This window comes from Actinomadura physcomitrii (assembly GCF_008923205.2).
Taxonomy (GTDB): Bacteria; Actinomycetota; Actinomycetes; order Streptosporangiales; family Streptosporangiaceae; genus Spirillospora; species Spirillospora physcomitrii.
The window spans coordinates 56,474-70,578 of the sequence record NZ_WBMS02000009.1; the positions used below are offsets into that span (position 1 = coordinate 56,474).

At 73.0% G+C, this 14,105-nt stretch carries 18 protein-coding genes; 8 read left to right on the forward strand and 10 right to left on the reverse strand.

Annotated features, from left to right (window positions below):
• Both F8568_RS13410 and F8568_RS13415 read left to right on the forward strand, forming a co-directional pair.
• A complete protein-coding gene (locus tag F8568_RS13410; protein ID WP_151593872.1) occupies positions 1-459 on the forward strand; it encodes a MarR family winged helix-turn-helix transcriptional regulator in 459 nt (152 codons plus the stop codon).
• Positions 456-962: a GNAT family N-acetyltransferase gene (locus tag F8568_RS13415; RefSeq protein ID WP_202124908.1), complete on the forward strand. Its 507-nt coding sequence runs from the start codon at positions 456-458 to the stop codon at positions 960-962. The genes F8568_RS13410 and F8568_RS13415 overlap by 4 nt, the downstream gene beginning before the upstream one ends.
• 6 nt (positions 963-968) lie before the next feature.
• Here F8568_RS13415 and F8568_RS13420 read toward each other — a convergent pair whose 3' ends face one another.
• Together F8568_RS13420 and dnaB are read right to left on the reverse strand one after the other, a co-directional pair.
• The gene (locus tag F8568_RS13420; RefSeq protein ID WP_236008731.1) at positions 969-2,459 is read right to left on the reverse strand and encodes an alpha/beta fold hydrolase; all 1,491 of its coding nucleotides are present in this window, start codon (positions 2,457-2,459) and stop codon (positions 969-971) included.
• A 119-nt stretch (positions 2,460-2,578) separates the two neighbouring features.
• On the reverse strand, positions 2,579-5,323 hold the full coding sequence (gene dnaB, locus F8568_RS13425; protein ID WP_151593874.1) for a replicative DNA helicase: 2,745 nt from the start codon (positions 5,321-5,323) through the stop codon (positions 2,579-2,581).
• A 334-nt stretch (positions 5,324-5,657) separates the two neighbouring features.
• On the opposite strand from dnaB, the gene F8568_RS13430 reads away from it, so the two are divergent.
• Positions 5,658-6,977 carry an MATE family efflux transporter gene (locus tag F8568_RS13430; protein ID WP_151593875.1) on the forward strand — a complete coding sequence of 440 codons (1,320 nt, stop codon included), beginning with the start codon at positions 5,658-5,660 and terminating at the stop codon, positions 6,975-6,977.
• Here F8568_RS13430 and F8568_RS13435 read toward each other — a convergent pair.
• Positions 6,919-7,359: a TetR/AcrR family transcriptional regulator C-terminal domain-containing protein gene (locus tag F8568_RS13435; protein WP_328600857.1), complete on the reverse strand. Its 441-nt coding sequence runs from the start codon at positions 7,357-7,359 to the stop codon at positions 6,919-6,921. The genes F8568_RS13430 and F8568_RS13435 overlap by 59 nt on opposite strands.
• On the opposite strand from F8568_RS13435, the gene F8568_RS50325 reads away from it, so the two are divergent.
• Both F8568_RS50325 and F8568_RS13445 read left to right on the forward strand, forming a co-directional pair.
• The gene (locus F8568_RS50325) at positions 7,294-7,485 is read left to right on the forward strand and encodes a hypothetical protein (protein ID WP_151593877.1); all 192 of its coding nucleotides are present in this window, start codon (positions 7,294-7,296) and stop codon (positions 7,483-7,485) included. The genes F8568_RS13435 and F8568_RS50325 overlap by 66 nt on opposite strands.
• A gap of 78 nt (positions 7,486-7,563) precedes the next feature.
• A complete protein-coding gene (locus F8568_RS13445; protein WP_151593878.1) occupies positions 7,564-7,752 on the forward strand; it encodes a hypothetical protein in 189 nt (62 codons plus the stop codon).
• A gap of 42 nt (positions 7,753-7,794) precedes the next feature.
• On the opposite strand, the gene F8568_RS13450 is transcribed toward F8568_RS13445, so the two are convergent.
• From F8568_RS13450 to F8568_RS46745, 6 genes are all read right to left on the reverse strand, one after another.
• Positions 7,795-8,766 carry a peptidoglycan recognition protein family protein gene (locus F8568_RS13450; protein WP_328600858.1) on the reverse strand — a complete coding sequence of 324 codons (972 nt, stop codon included), beginning with the start codon at positions 8,764-8,766 and terminating at the stop codon, positions 7,795-7,797.
• Positions 8,767-9,093: 327 nt separating this feature from the next.
• A complete protein-coding gene (rplI, locus tag F8568_RS13455) occupies positions 9,094-9,540 on the reverse strand; it encodes a 50S ribosomal protein L9 (RefSeq protein WP_151540985.1) in 447 nt (148 codons plus the stop codon).
• A gap of 17 nt (positions 9,541-9,557) precedes the next feature.
• Positions 9,558-9,794 carry a 30S ribosomal protein S18 gene (gene rpsR / locus F8568_RS13460; RefSeq protein ID WP_019631633.1) on the reverse strand — a complete coding sequence of 79 codons (237 nt, stop codon included), beginning with the start codon at positions 9,792-9,794 and terminating at the stop codon, positions 9,558-9,560.
• Positions 9,795-9,878: 84 nt separating this feature from the next.
• Entirely contained in the window at positions 9,879-10,445 is a 567-nt protein-coding gene (locus F8568_RS13465; protein WP_151593879.1) for a single-stranded DNA-binding protein, read from the reverse strand.
• Positions 10,446-10,482: 37 nt separating this feature from the next.
• Positions 10,483-10,773: a 30S ribosomal protein S6 gene (rpsF, locus tag F8568_RS13470; protein WP_151540987.1), complete on the reverse strand. Its 291-nt coding sequence runs from the start codon at positions 10,771-10,773 to the stop codon at positions 10,483-10,485.
• A gap of 271 nt (positions 10,774-11,044) precedes the next feature.
• Complete coding sequence (locus F8568_RS46745) at positions 11,045-11,209, reverse strand: hypothetical protein (protein WP_202124909.1); 165 nt, start codon at positions 11,207-11,209, stop codon at positions 11,045-11,047.
• Between the two features lie 257 nt (positions 11,210-11,466).
• Here F8568_RS46745 and F8568_RS13475 point away from each other — a divergent pair, with 257 nt between their 5' ends.
• The 3 genes from F8568_RS13475 to F8568_RS13485 all read left to right on the forward strand — a co-directional run bounded on the left by F8568_RS13475 (position 11,467) and on the right by F8568_RS13485 (position 13,362).
• Positions 11,467-11,775, forward strand: a complete 309-nt coding sequence (locus F8568_RS13475; protein WP_151593880.1) for a hypothetical protein — start codon at positions 11,467-11,469, stop codon at positions 11,773-11,775.
• A 202-nt stretch (positions 11,776-11,977) separates the two neighbouring features.
• Complete coding sequence (locus tag F8568_RS13480; RefSeq protein WP_151593881.1) at positions 11,978-12,745, forward strand: deoxyribonuclease IV; 768 nt, start codon at positions 11,978-11,980, stop codon at positions 12,743-12,745.
• A gap of 227 nt (positions 12,746-12,972) precedes the next feature.
• Positions 12,973-13,362 (forward strand): DUF4190 domain-containing protein, encoded by a 390-nt coding sequence (locus tag F8568_RS13485; protein WP_151593882.1) that lies wholly within the window; start codon positions 12,973-12,975, stop codon positions 13,360-13,362.
• A 19-nt stretch (positions 13,363-13,381) separates the two neighbouring features.
• On the opposite strand, the gene F8568_RS48050 is transcribed toward F8568_RS13485, so the two are convergent.
• Positions 13,382-13,852: a barstar family protein gene (locus tag F8568_RS48050; protein WP_160573609.1), complete on the reverse strand. Its 471-nt coding sequence runs from the start codon at positions 13,850-13,852 to the stop codon at positions 13,382-13,384.
• Positions 13,853-14,105 lie beyond the last annotated feature (253 nt).

The following is a 14,105-nucleotide window of genomic DNA, read 5'->3' on the forward strand; positions in this document are numbered from 1 at the left end:
ATGATCACCGACGACGCCCGGCAGCCCGAACGGCTCCGGCACGCCGCCAGCTGGCTGATCAACCAGGCGTCCGCGCACAGCCACCGGCTCGTCGCCGACGGCTTCGCCGCCGCCGGCGCCCGCGGCTACCACTACCGGCTGCTCGCCGCCCTCGAGGAGTACGGCCCCGCCAGCCAGGCCGACCTCGGCCGCCGCGCCGCCATCGACCGCAGCGACGTCGTCGCCGCGCTCAACGAGATGGCCGAGGGCGAGTTCGTCGAACGCGCCCCCGACCCCGCCGACCGGCGCCGCAACATCATCACGCTCACCCCCGCCGGCCGCCGCCACCTGCACGAACTCGACCGCGTCCTCGCCGGCGTCCAGGACGAGCTGCTCGCCCCGCTCTCCGCGCCCGAACGCGCCCGGCTCACCGAACTGCTCACCCGCATCACCGACCACCACGCCAGGAGCCGCCCATGACCCTCCGCCTCGTCGAACTGCCGCCCCCGGTGATGGCCGCGCTGCTGGACGGCGACCTCGCGACCGCCTCCGCCCTCGCCGGCGCCCCCCTCACCGCCTACTTCCTCACCGAGGAGGCGCGCTGGCTGTGGCGGTACCGGCTCGACCAGCTCGAACGGTCCCCCGAGGACGCCGCCTGGATCGTCCGCGCCGCCGTCGCCGAACCCGAGGGCGCCGTCGTCGGCCACACCGGCTTCCACTCCGCGCCCGACGAGAACGGCACCGTCGAGATCTCCTACTCCGTCGACCCCGCCCACCGGCGCCGCGGCCACGCCACCGCGATGCTCGCCGCGCTCCTCGCCCGCGCCGCCGCCGAACCGTCCGTGCGGACCGTCCGGGCCACGATCAGCCCCGACAACGCCGCGTCCCTGGCGACGCTCGCCGGCAACGGATTCCGCCACGTCGGCGAGCAGTGGGACGAACGCGACGGCCGCGAGCTCATCTTCGAACGCCCCGCCCGCTGAGGACGGTCAGCCGATCGGCATCGTCACGGCGATCGGCCAGGCCAGCAGGGCACCGCCGACCAGCGCCGTCACCCACACCGGCGCCCGCAGCGCCCGCAGCGCCGCCGCCTGCACGCCCTGCCAGACCAGCAGCCCCGCGAGCAGCGGCGCCGCCAGCAGCACCAGCCACGACACCAGCCCGAGGACCGCGGCGAGCCCCAGACCCGCCAGCGCGCCCGCCGCCGTCCAAGCGTGGATCAACACGGCGGCGCGCGCGCTGTACCCGCCGCACAGCAGCTCGATCCCGGCGAAGAACACCATGGCGCACACGGCGACCGGCACCAGCGCCCACACCCTCGGCCCCACCGGAACGGCGTGCGCCCAGCCGAGCTGAGCCGGCACGGCGAACGACACCACGGTCAACACCACCAGCGCGACGGCGGACACGACGGTCCGCCACCACGGCCGCCCGCCGTCACCGCCCTTCCGCAGCGACACCGCGGCGCACAGGAGACCGGCAACGGCGAAGAAACCGGCCAGCGGCCCCGCAATCCCCACCGCAAGCACCATGCGCGGAATCAAACCGACGACCCCGACCGCCGCCAGCACCGCCACCACCGGCGCCCCCAACGCAAGCGCCAGAGGAACCTTCGTGCGCCCGCCGCCCTCCCCACCGGGTCGCCCCAGCAGCACCGACGCGACCGCCGCGAAGCTCAGCACCGCCGCCAGATGCAGCAGCATCGCCGAACCCGCCCGCTGGAAAGGCCGGATCCCGGCACCGGACGCCCCGCCGGGACGCCCGAACGCCCCATCGAACCAGGCCGCGACCTCGCGATGCGTCCGCGGCTGGAACAGGACGCCCACATGCTCGGCCCCGCCCACGATGACGGCCCGCCGCGCCGTCCCCGCACGCGGATCCCCGTACGTGACCCCCGCCCGCCCCTGTGGATAAGCCGCCCGCACCCCCGCCACCGCCCCATCACGGTAACCGGCGAACTCCAGCCCGCCCGCGACCAGCAGCAGGTCCCGCGGCCGCGCCTTGCCGAACGGCATCGTCCCCTGCGAGATCGCCACCGTCGCCGCCACGTCCGGATGCGCGCCCGCGTAACGCACCGCCGCCGCGGCGCCCATCGAGTGCCCGACGAGCCCGATCCGGCTCCCGTCCACCCCGGGCACGGTCCGCAGATGACGGACCGCGACGTCCACGTCCGCGTCCAGCCGCGCCTCCGCCTCCGGCCCTTCCCCCAGGTCCGGCAGCCGCTCCCGGCTCGCGCCGCCGCCCGCCAGATCCACCAGCTCGACCACGTACCCGCGCCGCGCCAACGTGTCCGCGAACCCCCGCATGAGCTGCATGCTCGCCGACAACCCAGGCGCGACCACCACCCCCGGCAGCCGCCCTTCCGCGCCGTCCGGACGCACCACCTCGACCGGCACCCCGGACACCACCGCCGACCGCCGCTCGATCCCCCGGTCCGCCGTCACCAGCCCGGCGACCCCCGCCACCACCGCCAGCACCATGCACACCCACCGAATCCACCGCACCCCCACATGGACGCGACCAACCCCACCCGAGTTCGCCACGCCCCGGCAGAGCCGAGCCCTGCCGAGAACGCACCAGTCCGCAGGATCGCGGGCCGCTACTGGGCCATGTCGACGAAGCGGCTGTAGTGGCCCTGGAAGGCGACCGTCACCGTCGCGGTGGGGCCGTTGCGGTGCTTCGCCACGATCAGGTCGGCCTCACCGGCGCGCGGCGACTCCTTCTCGTAGGCGTCCTCGCGGTGCAAAAGGATGACCATGTCCGCATCTTGTTCGATACTGCCCGATTCGCGTAGATCGGACACCATGGGCTTCTTGTCGGTTCGCTGCTCGGGGCCTCGGTTGAGCTGGGAGAGCGCGATGACCGGGACGCCCAGCTCCTTGGCGAGCAGCTTCAGCGACCGGGAGAACTCCGACACCTCGACCTGGCGGCTCTCCACCCGCTTGCCGGACGTCATCAGCTGCAGGTAGTCGATGATCACCAGGCGGAGGTCGTGCTGCTGCTTCAGCCGCCGGCACTTCGCCCGGATCTCCATCATCGACATGTTCGGCGAGTCGTCGATGAACAGCGGCGCCTCGGCGACCTCGCTCATCCGGCGGGCGAGGCGCGTCCAGTCCTCGTCCTGCATGGTGCCGGACCGCATCGCGTGCAGCGCCACCCGCGCCTCCGCCGACAGCAGCCGCATCGTGATCTCGTTGCGGCCCATCTCCAGGCTGAAGAACGCTGAGGTCAAGCCGTGCTTGATGGACGCGGCACGGGCGAAGTCGAGCGCCAGCGTCGAGTTGTGCGTCGGGATGCAGGAGCGCCCGGCGAGGTACATGTGGTCTGCGTTGTCGACCTGGACGCACCGCACCGGCACGCTCGGGACCGGCCGCACGTCCACGATGTACCGCACCCGCGCGCCGGGACGGGCGGCCACCCGCCGGGCCCGGAACACCGGCTCGTGCGGGGTGAAGGCGATGTGGTGCACCGGCTCGTCGCGCGGGTCGAGGACGGCGCGGTGGCCGAGGCCGACGACGAGCTCGCGGACCCCGTCGGCGAGCCGCGCGGACGGGAGGGCGACCTCGACGCGCCCGCTCGGGGACGTCTTGCCGCACGCGTCGAGGAGCCCGGCGAGGAGTGCGCGCCGCTGGGCGATGGACGCCCGCAGGTAGGCGGCCGGAATGTGCGCGGCGTCCGCAAGGCCGAGCGCGGCGAGCCGCCCGCCGAGGCCGGGCAGGACGTAGCAGCCGGGGAGGGGCTCGGGGACGACCGGCTGCCCGGCCAGCTCGATCTCGGTGATGACCGCCGGATCGAGGCAGGTGATGCGGCCGTCGCCGTCCTCCCCGGCGGCGAGCCACACGCCGAGGACGTACGGGTCGACGGGCAGGTCGGCGTCGGGCAGGTCGAACGGGGCGGCGACCTCCACGGCGTGGCTGCGCGCACCATGGCGCAGGTCGTCGAAGATCTCCTCGGTCGTCCGGATCCGGGCCCCGGAGAGCGGCGCCCGCTCGGCGCGTCCGTCCGCATGCGAGCCGTCGTGGTGATCCTGCCGTGCGGACACGCCGTGCCCGGGCGTCCGGCCGTGCGGCGGCCTGCACGTGGAGAGGGAGGCGGACGCGGGGGCCGCGCGGGGCCGGAGCCTCGCCGGCGGCAGCGGAACGGCTGTGCCCGGTCTGGTCTCTCGGTGTGCACCGACCATCCGCCAGCGGGCACTGCCACCAGGGTGAACCGGTCCCGTCGCGACGCGGCCGGCCTCGAAGGTCGTGCCCATGCCGGTGGCACACGCGATCAGCGGCCGCGTGCTCTCGAAGGCGCGGTGCTGAGCGTGGAGATCGTTGGCGGTCCCGCAGCGGTCGGGCGCGTTGCCGTCCGTGGCGGGCGGTTCGCCGCCCGACGCCGCCGGGTGCCCGCCAGGGGAATCGGGGCCGGTCGAGGTGCTCCCGCCCCGGCGGCCCGCCGGACCGCCGCCGCCGTCGTCGGTGGTGGTGCGCCACTGGTGCCGGGCGTCCGCGACGATCACTTCGCCGTCGGAGAACTCGACCTCGTAGCAGGGGCGGCCGTGCATGACCTCGGTGGCCGCGACGACGCGGGTCGGCTTTCCGTCGGCTCCGATCAGGTGGTCGCCGACGGCCACGTCCCCCATGGTGGTCCAACCAAGGGGGGTCGGAAGGGGCGTATTCAGACAAATCGCCTTTCCCATCGCGGGACGGGCGGCGACGACGATCATCTGGCCGGGGTGCAGGCCGTTGGTGAGGGCGTCGAGGTCGGCGAAGCCGGTGGGGACGCCGACCATCTGGCCGCCGCGGCTGCCGATCGCCTCGATCTCGTCCAGGGCGCCCGGCATGATCTCGCTGAGCGGGACGTAGTCCTCGCCGGCGCGCTTCTCGGCGATGGCGAAGACCTCGGCCTGCGCGCGGTCGAGGACCTCGTCGGCGTCGGCGCCGTCGGCGGCGTAGCCCATCTGGACGATGCGGGTGCCGGTCTCCACGAGGCGGCGCAGCACCGAGCGCTCGTGCACGATCTTGGCGTAGTAGCCGGCGTTGGCGGCGGTGGGCACCGAGGAGATGAGGGTGTGCAGGTAGGGGGCGCCGCCGATGCGGCCGATCTCGCCGCGCTTGGTGAGCTCGCCCGCGACGGTGACGGCGTCGGCGGGGTCGCCGCGGCCGTACAGGTCGAGGACGATGTCGTAGATGATCTGGTGCGCGGGCCGGTAGAAGTCCTGGGTGCGCAGCACCTCGACGACCTCGGCGATGGCGTCCTGGGAGAGCAGCATGCCGCCGAGGACGCCCTGCTCGGCCGCGATGTCGTGCGGTGGGGTGCGTTCGAACTCCTGCTCGTGCGGTCCGAGCTCGGTCACGCTCACCTGCGCACCCCCTTCCTCCCCGGCCGCCGGGCGCCCCGTCCGCCCCTCGCCGGCCGTTCATCTCACGTCTACCTCAGGCGTCCGACATTCTCGCGAGCCCACGCGGGCGGGGGCAAAGCGTCTTGTGGACAGACCTGTGGAATACCTGTGCAGACACGCGGGATACGTTGTGCACGACCTGTGGACAACTCTGGGGAAAGTTCGTTCGCTGCCTTAACGGAACGGTTGTGAGCTGCGGAAACGCCGTCCACCGGGTGTGGGGGAGAGAAAGTCGGCCGATCCGGGTGCTGTAAGGTGTGAACTTCTTTGAAGAGTTACAGAGGCCGGGGAGCGCATGGTGAGGTTCCGGGCGGGCCGGCATGACCGCGAGATCCTGCGGCTGGCGGTGCCCGCGTTCGGCGCCCTGGTGGCGGAACCGCTGTTCCTGCTGTCCGACTCGGCGATCGTGGGGCACCTCGGGACGGCGCAGCTCGGCGGGCTCGGCGTCGCCGGGCAGGCCCTGAACACGCTGGTGTACCTGTGCGTGTTCCTCGCCTACGGCACGACGGCGGGCGTCGCGCGGCGGATCGGCGCGGGGGACCGGCGGGCGGCGGTGCGGCAGGGCATCGACGGGATGTGGCTGGCGGTCGCGATCGGCGCGGTGCTGATCGCGGCGGGGTGGCCGCTGATCCCGCCGATCGTGGACGCGTTCGGCGCGTCCGCCGCGGTGGCGCCGTTCGCGGAGACCTACCTGCGGATCAGCCTGTTCGGGATCCCCTCGATGCTGGTGGTGCTGGCCGGGACGGGCGTGCTGCGCGGCCTGCAGGACACCCGCACGCCGCTGGCCGTCTCGATCGGCGGGTTCACGCTGAACCTGCTGCTCAACGCGGTGTTCGTGCTGGCGCTCGGGTGGGGGATCGCCGGATCGGCGTGGGGCACGGTGCTCGCGCAGACCGGCAGCGCGGCGGTGTACGCGGCAGTGGTGCTGCGTGCGGCGCGCCGGGAGGGCGCTCCGGTCCGCCCGGACTGGGCCGGGTTGCGGACGTCCGCGACGGCCGGTTTCAGGCTGCTGCTGCGGACGGCGGCGCTGCGGATGGTGCTGATCGTCGGGACGTCGGTCGCCGCCCGGATGGGCGACGCGGAGATCGCCGCGTACCAGGTGGGGTTCCAGGTGTGGACGCTGCTGGCGTTCGCGCTGGACGCGATCGCGATCGCCGGCCAGGCGATCACCGGACGGTATCTGGGCGCGGCGGACGTGTCCGGAACGCGGGCCGTCACGCGCCGGATGGTGAGCTGGGGCGTGGCGTGCGGGGTGGTGTTCGGGCTGGCGGTGCTGGCGGTGCGGCCGTGGCTGCCGGACCTGTTCACCTCGGACGGCGACGTGCGGCATCTGCTGCTGGTGTCGCTGGTGCTGGTGGCGGTGCTGCAGCCGGTCGCGGGCGTGGTGTTCGTCCTGGACGGGATCCTGATCGGGGCGGGCGACGGCGCGTATCTGGCGGTGACGACCCTGGTCGCGACCGTCGTGTTCCTTCCGGCGGCGCTGCTGCTGTACGGGGCGGACGCGGGGATCGTCGGGCTGTGGGCGGCGATCGGGCTGTGGATGGCGACGCGGATGGTCACGCTGGGTCTGCGGGCGCGGGGCGACCGGTGGATGGTGACGGGCGCGGTCCGGTAGCCGTCCCCCGGGCGGCGAGGCGCGCGCGCATGCCGTCGATGAGCAGGCCCAGCCCGTACTCGAACGCCTCGTCCGAGCCCGGGACCTCGGCGACGGCCCGGCCGAGCAGGCCGCTGGCGGACGGCGCGCCCTCGAGGCGTTCGAGCCCGTCGTCGTCCCGGTCGCGTCCGGCCTGCTCCTCGAGGACGGCGCCGCCGACGTAGTCGGTGGCGACGAGCAGGTTGAGCAGCGCCTCGCCGGGGGTGAACCCGGCGTCGCACAGCACGCGGAGCATGCCCTCGACGGCGGGCGCCCGGTCGGCGGTGGGCCGGCTGCCGTGGAGGTGGTCGTCCTGGACCGGCTCGCCGAGGTGGACCGGCGCGCGAAGGCCGGCGCGATCCACGGGCGCGTCGGCGAGATGCTCGACCGGCGCGGGCTCGGCGACGCCGTCGCCCGCGTCCAGGAGTCGATCATGGCCGGGGACGCGCTGACCCGCTGGTACGGCGCCGCCCGGGTCCCGGTGGCCTGACGGGCCGGCGCGCCGGGGAGGCGGAGGGATTTCCGCAAGCCCACCCGCCTCCCCCGCCCCGCTCGCTACTATTCGAACATGTGTTCCACCCACGGCGAGCGGATGGCCCGGCTCACGCAGGCGATCGACGACCTCGCGGCGGAGGGCCTGGCCGGGCTGCCGCCCGAGACGCTGGTGGAACGCATCGCCTGCATCTGGTCGCTGGTCGAGGGCATCGACCCCGAGATCGCCCGCCGCCGCACCCGCTACACCACGCCCGAGAACTGACCGCCCCGCCCCGCGTCTCGGCCGCGCGCCGGCCGTGCCGGATCACCAGTTCAGGTTCAGCAGCCCGGGCCAGTCGCCGTCGCCCTGGTAGTACTGGGTCGGGTTCCCATAGTCATGGCCGCCGCCAGGCTTCGGCGGCGCCTTGGGCTTGCCCTTGGGCTTGTGCTTCGGTCTGCCCCTCGGCTTCGACGCCACCGCCGAGCCCTCCAGCCGGTCCGCGACCGCCCTGCGCAGCGCCGGCAGCCGCGAGTACAGCGCGTCGCCCGGACACGAGGTGTCGTTGTAGTCGCGGTGCCCGACGATGGCCTCGCCCGGGTCGAGGTCGTACTCCCGGCAGAGCCACACGCACACCTCCAGCAGGGAGGCCCACAGGCGGCCGGGGGGCGCCGCCCTCATGTAGTTGCCCTCGTTCTCGATGCCGAGGGTGTGCTCGTTATTGTGCAGCGCCTGGGCGCCCACCACCAGGTCACCGGACCGGATCGACGCCAGGCTCCGGTTGCGGCCCTCCATCACGACACCGCCCCGGCTGATCGTGAGCTGCTGCCCGGTGTCGTCCCAGCCGCGCTTGTCCATGTGGAAGTTCTGGATGTAGCGGGACAGGCTGAACGCGTGCCCTAACGAGTAGTTGGTGGAGTTCCCCGTGTCGGTGTGGTGCACGATGATGTGGTCCGGCGCGCGGTCCAGGACCTTGGCCGGACGCTTGGGGGCTCGAGCCTTCCACTGCGCGCGCGTGTAGATGTGCGGCGCGTCCGCCGTGAACAGGGGCGCCTGCGCGTCGAGCAGGCGGCCGGCCGCCGGGGCGGGCGGCACCGCACCCGTGACGCCGTCCAGGTCCGGACCCGCCGGGGCTCCGTCCGCCATCGCACTGCCGCCGAACGGCGAGCCGAACGCCAAAACCTCCAGCAGCCCCGCGCCCACCGCGCCGCCGATCACCGACCGCCGCGTCACGGCCGCCACGGCCGTCATGTCGCGTTCCCGTCCGGCCGCGCCGTCCCCCGATTGCGCGATCAACACCGTCCCCCTTCGCCCCGCGATGATCTGATCACGGAACGTCATGGCCGCTCAGACGATCACCAAACACCGGGCGGTTCAGGGACGTTTCACATGAAACCCAGAGAGATACGGGACGTGCCCGCCCTGTTCTTGTGCAAGAGATTGCGGGGACGAGAGGCGATGCGGACCGGAAACGCGCGCCGCCCCGGACGCGGAACGACCCCCGCGTCCGGGTTGATCCCGGTACGCGAGGGCCGTCCTGAACGCGTGCGCCGACGGACCGGCGCGGCCTGCCTCAGGCCCGGGACGCTCCGCGCTCAGGCGAAGGCACCGGGCCCCAGGCGGACCTCAGGCCTCGACGACGTTGACGTCGATCGTGGCGTTGACGTCGCTGTGCAGCCGCACGCTGACGCGGTGGGTGCCGACCGTTTTGATCGGGTTGCCGATCTCGATCCGGCGGCGGTCCAGCTCGGGACCGTCGGCCGCGCGCACCGCCTCAGCGATGTCCGCGGCGGTCACGGCGCCGAACAGGCGGCCGTTGCTGCCGGTGCGGGTGCGCAGCGTCACGCGCAGCGCCGCCAGCTGGCCGGCGACCTCCTTGGCGTGCTCGACGGTCGCGATCTCGCGGGCCGCGCGCGCCTTCTTGATCGAGTCGATCTGCTTCTCGGCGCCCCGGGTCCACTGGATGGCGAACCCGCGCGGGACGAGGTAGTTGCGGCCGTAGCCGTCGCGGACCTCGATGACGTCGCCGGGCTCGCCGAGCCCGGAGACCTGCTGGGTCAGGATGAGCTTCATGATCGTTACCCCCGGCCTCAGCGCGCGGTGCTGGTGTACGGCAGCAGCGCCATCTCGCGGGCGTTCTTGATCGCCGTGGCGACGTCCCGCTGGTGCTGGGTGCAGTTGCCGGTCACCCGCCGGGCACGGATCTTGCCGCGGTCGGAGATGAACTTCCGCAGCAGGCCCGTGTCCTTGTAGTCGACGTAGGAGATCTTCTCCTGGCAGAAAACGCAAACCTTCTTCTTCGGCTTGCGGGGAGGTGGCTTCGCCATCGTGGTGCTCCTTAGAGAGAGCCCCGCTCACGCGGGAATGGACGTGGAAATGTCGCTGGTCTTGCTGTGCGGTTGGAAGAGCGGTTAGAAGGGCGGGTCGTCGGAGAACCCGCCGCCCCCACCGCCGCCGCCGGTCGCCCAGGGGTCGTTGGCCTGGCCGCCCTGCTGGCCGCCGCCGAAGCCGCCGCCGCCCTGGCCGCCGTCACCGAAACCGCCGCCCTGGCCACCGCCGCCGAAGCCGCCGCCGCCCTGGCCGCCGCCTCCGAAGCCACCGCCGCCGCCCTGCCGCTGGGTCTTGTTGACCTTGGCGGTGGCGTTGCGCAGCGACGGGCCGACCTCGTCGACCTCGATCTCGAAGACGGTGCGCTTCTCACCCTCGCGGGTCTCGTACGAGCGCTGCTTGAGCCGGCCCTGCACGATCACCCGCATGCCGCGCTGCAGGGTCTCGGCCACGTTCTCGGCGGCCTGCCGCCAGACGTTGCAGGTGAGGAAGAGCGCCTCGCCGTCCTTCCAGTCGTTCGACTGGCGGTCGAAGAACCGCGGCGTCGAGGCGATGCGGAAGGACGCGACCGCCTGGCCGCTGGGGGTGAAGCGCAGGTTCGGGTCCTCGACGAGGTTCCCGACGATCGTGATTACGGTGTCGCCTGCCATGGGGCTCGCTCCGGCTGGTGTGAGGGCTGAGCCGGGCTCAGTGGACCTCGGGGCGGATGACCTTGGTACGGAGGATCGACTCGCTCAGGTTGAGCTGCCGGTCGAGCTCCTTGACCGTGGCAGGCTCAGCCGACAGGTCGACCACCGCGTAGATGCCTTCGGACTTCTTCTGGATGTCGTACGCCAGGCGCCGCCGGCCCCAGACGTCGACCTTCTCGACGCTGCCGCCGCCGTCCTTGACGACCTTCAGGAACGGGTCGAGCGCCGCGTTCGCGGTGCGCTCGTCGATGCCGGGGTCGAGGATCGCCATCAGTTCGTATCGACGCATGCTGTGTCCCTACCTCCTCTGGACTGGCGGTCACGGTCTCTCCGTGACAGGAGGGCTCTTGCGTCCCCCGCGGCCGCGCCGGACCCGGATCAGCCGGGTGCGCACCTGCCGCGAGACCGGTACAGGCTACCAACAGTCGGCAGCGTACGAGCCGGTTCCGGGCCTCCGGAGGCCGCGAGGGCCGCGGGGAGACCGGGCCGCGGGGAGACCGGGCCGCGGGCCGCGGAGATCGGGACCCGCGGCCACGGGGGACCGGGTATCGGGGCCGCGGCTAGCGGCAGGCGGCCGGATGGCCGGGGGCTCTGCGCCGCCGCCGCTCCAGCTCCGCCATGATGTCGGCCATCCGGGCCCGCATCCGGGCCGTCTGGGTCGTCAGCATGGACAGCTCCTCGACGAGCTCCGCGTCGCCGATGACCCCGAGTTCGCTGGAGTTCATCGCCTCGCCTCCGCTCCCCGGCCCGCGCGGGCCGGCACGCTCTCCCTCACGGTGTGCTCCTCCCGGACCCGGCGTCCCCCCGGATCCCGGCCGGTGTTCTCGAATCCATGTTCGACCGTACCGGGTGATGCCGACATTTCCGAGCGCCCGCCCCGGTTGATCTTCCGGTCGGCTGGGCATTTTTTCTGCACATGGTCCGTCCGGTCCCGCGTTCACCATGCGCACCGCGCGGGGCACCACGAAGTGAGGAGGTCCGGATGCCAGAGCAGGTAGCCGGCACTGGGCACGCGACCACCGGGAGCCGGGCCGAGGCCGAGAGCCACCGGCTCCAGGACGTCCTCGCCGTCCTGGCGTTCACGCTGGGGATCGCCGCGCTCGTCCTCGGCGGGGGCGTTCCCGCGGCCCACTTCGTCGGCCTGGTGGTCGGCATCATCGGCCTGCCGCTCGCGCTCGTCTCGCAGATGATCTCGGCGACGACCAACGAGCGCTGGCTGAACGTCATCGGCATGGTGGGCTCGTTCGTCGGCGCCGGCTTCGCGATCAGCCACGGCGGCTTCTCGATCTGACCGCACCGCCCCCCGCGCCCTGACCGCACCGCCCCCGGCGCCGGGCCGGGCGCCGTCCCCGCCGGCCCGGTGCGACCGCGCCTCCGGCCCCCGCCGGAGGTGGTTTCCGCATGCCTGCAGCGACGCACACCGGGCCAGGACGCTCCGGCCGCGGGGCGCGTTGCGGGGCGAAACGTCGGAGGGCGCGGCTAACCTCGGTGCCATGCGCATCGGAGCCCACGTCGACCAGACCAACCCGCTCGACAACGCCCGCGCGGTCGGAGCCGACGTCGTCCAGTTCTTCCTGGGCGACCCGCAGGGCTGGAAGAAGCCCGTCCTGCCGGAGGGCGTCGAGGCGCTGGAGGGCTCCGGCGTGGACGTCTACGTGCACGCCCCCTACACGATCAACGTGGCGACGTCCAACAACCGGATCCGGATCCCGAGCCGCAAGAACCTCGCGCAGCAGCTCGACGCGGCCGCGTCGGTCGGCGCGAAGGGCCTGATCGTGCACGGCGGGCACGTGCTGAAGGACGACGACCCCGAGACCGGCTTCGAGAACTGGCGCAAGGTGTTCGAGCGCACCGAGTGCCCGATCCCGGTGCTCATCGAGAACACCGCGGGCGGCGGCAACGCCATGGCCCGCAAGTTCGACCGGATCGCCCGCCTGTGGGAGGTGCTGTCCGGCGTGCCGGGGCTGGACGACAAGCTCGGCTTCTGCCTCGACACCTGCCACGCGCACGCCGCCGGCGAGGAGCTGGTCGACGCCGTCGACCGGATCAAGGCCATAACCGGCCGCATCGACCTCGTGCACTGCAACGACAGCCGGGACGCGTTCGGCTCCGGCGCCGACCGGCACGCCAACCTCGGCAGCGGCAGCATCGACCCCGAGCTGATCCTGGCCGTGGTGCGGGCCGCGGACGCGCCGGTCGTGGTGGAGACGCCCGCCGCCGGGCAGGCCGACGACATCGCCTGGCTGCGCGACAAGGTCTGACCCGACAAGCCCGGCAGGCCCGGCGGCCCCGGCAGGCCCGGCAGGCCCGGCTGGCAAGATCAGGCCACCCGTGGAACCCGGACGGCGCGCCGGGCATCCAACCCAGTGACGACCGGCATGGCGACAAACTCGCGATGGCACGTCACACTGGCATAATCCGGAACCCCAGCTCATCAGCGCACGCGCGTCCTCTCGGCGGCGGGCGCGCGAACCGATCGGGAGCCCCCATGGCCCAGCCCCCGTACGATCCCTACGGTTACGGGTCGAACGACCCCTACGCTCCCCAGCCGTACTCGCAGCCGCCCGTCCAGCACCACTACTACAGCGGCAGCAGCGTGCCGGCCTCCCGCGGCACCAACGGCATGGCGACCGCGTCGATGGTGCTGGGCCTGGTCGGTTTCGTCAGCTGCGGCCTGACCTCCGTGCTCGCGATCATCTTCGGGCACGTCGCGCAGAGCCAGATCAAGCGGACGCGCGAGGAGGGCTCGGGGATGGCCGTCGCCGGCCTGATCCTCGGCTACATCGTCACCGCCGGCTGGGCGATCTTCTGGATCTTCTACATCTGGCTGTGGGCGATCGTGTTCGGCAGCGCCGCGACGTCCGGCACCACGTACTAGCAAAGGGGCGCGCCCTCGGTCAGGACGCGAGCCGGGGGACGCCCGCGATCTCCACGCCCACGCTCGCCAGCAGCACCACCATGGGCGTAGGCGTGTCCCGCCAGGCCTTGACCGCGTTTCCGAAGACGTCCAGGACGGTCCGGAAGGCGCCCTGGTCGGCGTCGGCGAGCTCCGCCCACGACTCGTAGAGGACGAGGTAGCCGCTCTTGGCGGGCGTCCACGACAGGTCGGACAGGCAGTCCTCCAGCGCGTCCCAGTTGGCGCCGAACCAGTCGGGGAACGCGAAGGCGTCCGCGCACACCCGCAGGAACGCGTCCTTGTCGTGAGCCCGGCGCCCGTCCAGGTGGACGGCGTGCCAGCCCGCCTCCTCGGCCCGTTCCGTCCAGGACGTGTCGCCGACGGCGCCGGGGACGGCGGGCGTCCGCCACTGGTAGACGCCCGGCCGCAGCCGCCCGGCGAGCAGCTCGTCCAGTGCTCGATTCGCGTTCACGTCGTCTCCCGGTGGTCGTGCTCCCGCGCACGCGGGACGTCCCGGGGCCGCTCGCCCCACCGGCCGCGATCATCCCCGGCATTCACCTACGAAATCCTCAAGTCGCCGCAATCGTCGCGGCGATCCCCTCGCAACCGCGGCTGACCTGGCACGACGCCCGGGGCCCGATCCGGCCATCGCGTAGGCCAACGAACGTGAACGCCACCGAGTTTCTCCGACCGCTCGCATCGACGAGACGTTCGCCGGGCTGGAG

What these genes read in the sequence shown, in the direction of transcription:
- F8568_RS13410 (WP_151593872.1), top strand. Translation starts at nt 1, where the DNA reads ATGATCACCGACGACGCCCGGCAGCCCGAACGGCTCCGGCACGCCGCC.
- rpsR (WP_019631633.1), bottom strand. Translation starts at nt 9,794, where the DNA reads ATGGCGAAGCCACCTCCCCGCAAGCCGAAGAAGAAGGTTTGCGTTTTC.
- F8568_RS13465 (WP_151593879.1), bottom strand. Translation starts at nt 10,445, where the DNA reads ATGGCAGGCGACACCGTAATCACGATCGTCGGGAACCTCGTCGAGGAC.
- F8568_RS13485 (WP_151593882.1), top strand. Translation starts at nt 12,973, where the DNA reads ATGGCCCAGCCCCCGTACGATCCCTACGGTTACGGGTCGAACGACCCC.
- rpsF (WP_151540987.1), bottom strand. Translation starts at nt 10,773, where the DNA reads ATGCGTCGATACGAACTGATGGCGATCCTCGACCCCGGCATCGACGAG.
- F8568_RS13480 (WP_151593881.1), top strand. Translation starts at nt 11,978, where the DNA reads ATGCGCATCGGAGCCCACGTCGACCAGACCAACCCGCTCGACAACGCC.
- F8568_RS13445 (WP_151593878.1), top strand. Translation starts at nt 7,564, where the DNA reads ATGTGTTCCACCCACGGCGAGCGGATGGCCCGGCTCACGCAGGCGATC.
- rplI (WP_151540985.1), bottom strand. Translation starts at nt 9,540, where the DNA reads ATGAAGCTCATCCTGACCCAGCAGGTCTCCGGGCTCGGCGAGCCCGGC.
- F8568_RS13475 (WP_151593880.1), top strand. Translation starts at nt 11,467, where the DNA reads ATGCCAGAGCAGGTAGCCGGCACTGGGCACGCGACCACCGGGAGCCGG.
- F8568_RS13430 (WP_151593875.1), top strand. Translation starts at nt 5,658, where the DNA reads ATGGTGAGGTTCCGGGCGGGCCGGCATGACCGCGAGATCCTGCGGCTG.
- F8568_RS13420 (WP_236008731.1), bottom strand. Translation starts at nt 2,459, where the DNA reads ATGGTGCTGGCGGTGGTGGCGGGGGTCGCCGGGCTGGTGACGGCGGAC.
- F8568_RS13415 (WP_202124908.1), top strand. Translation starts at nt 456, where the DNA reads ATGACCCTCCGCCTCGTCGAACTGCCGCCCCCGGTGATGGCCGCGCTG.
- F8568_RS46745 (WP_202124909.1), bottom strand. Translation starts at nt 11,209, where the DNA reads ATGAACTCCAGCGAACTCGGGGTCATCGGCGACGCGGAGCTCGTCGAG.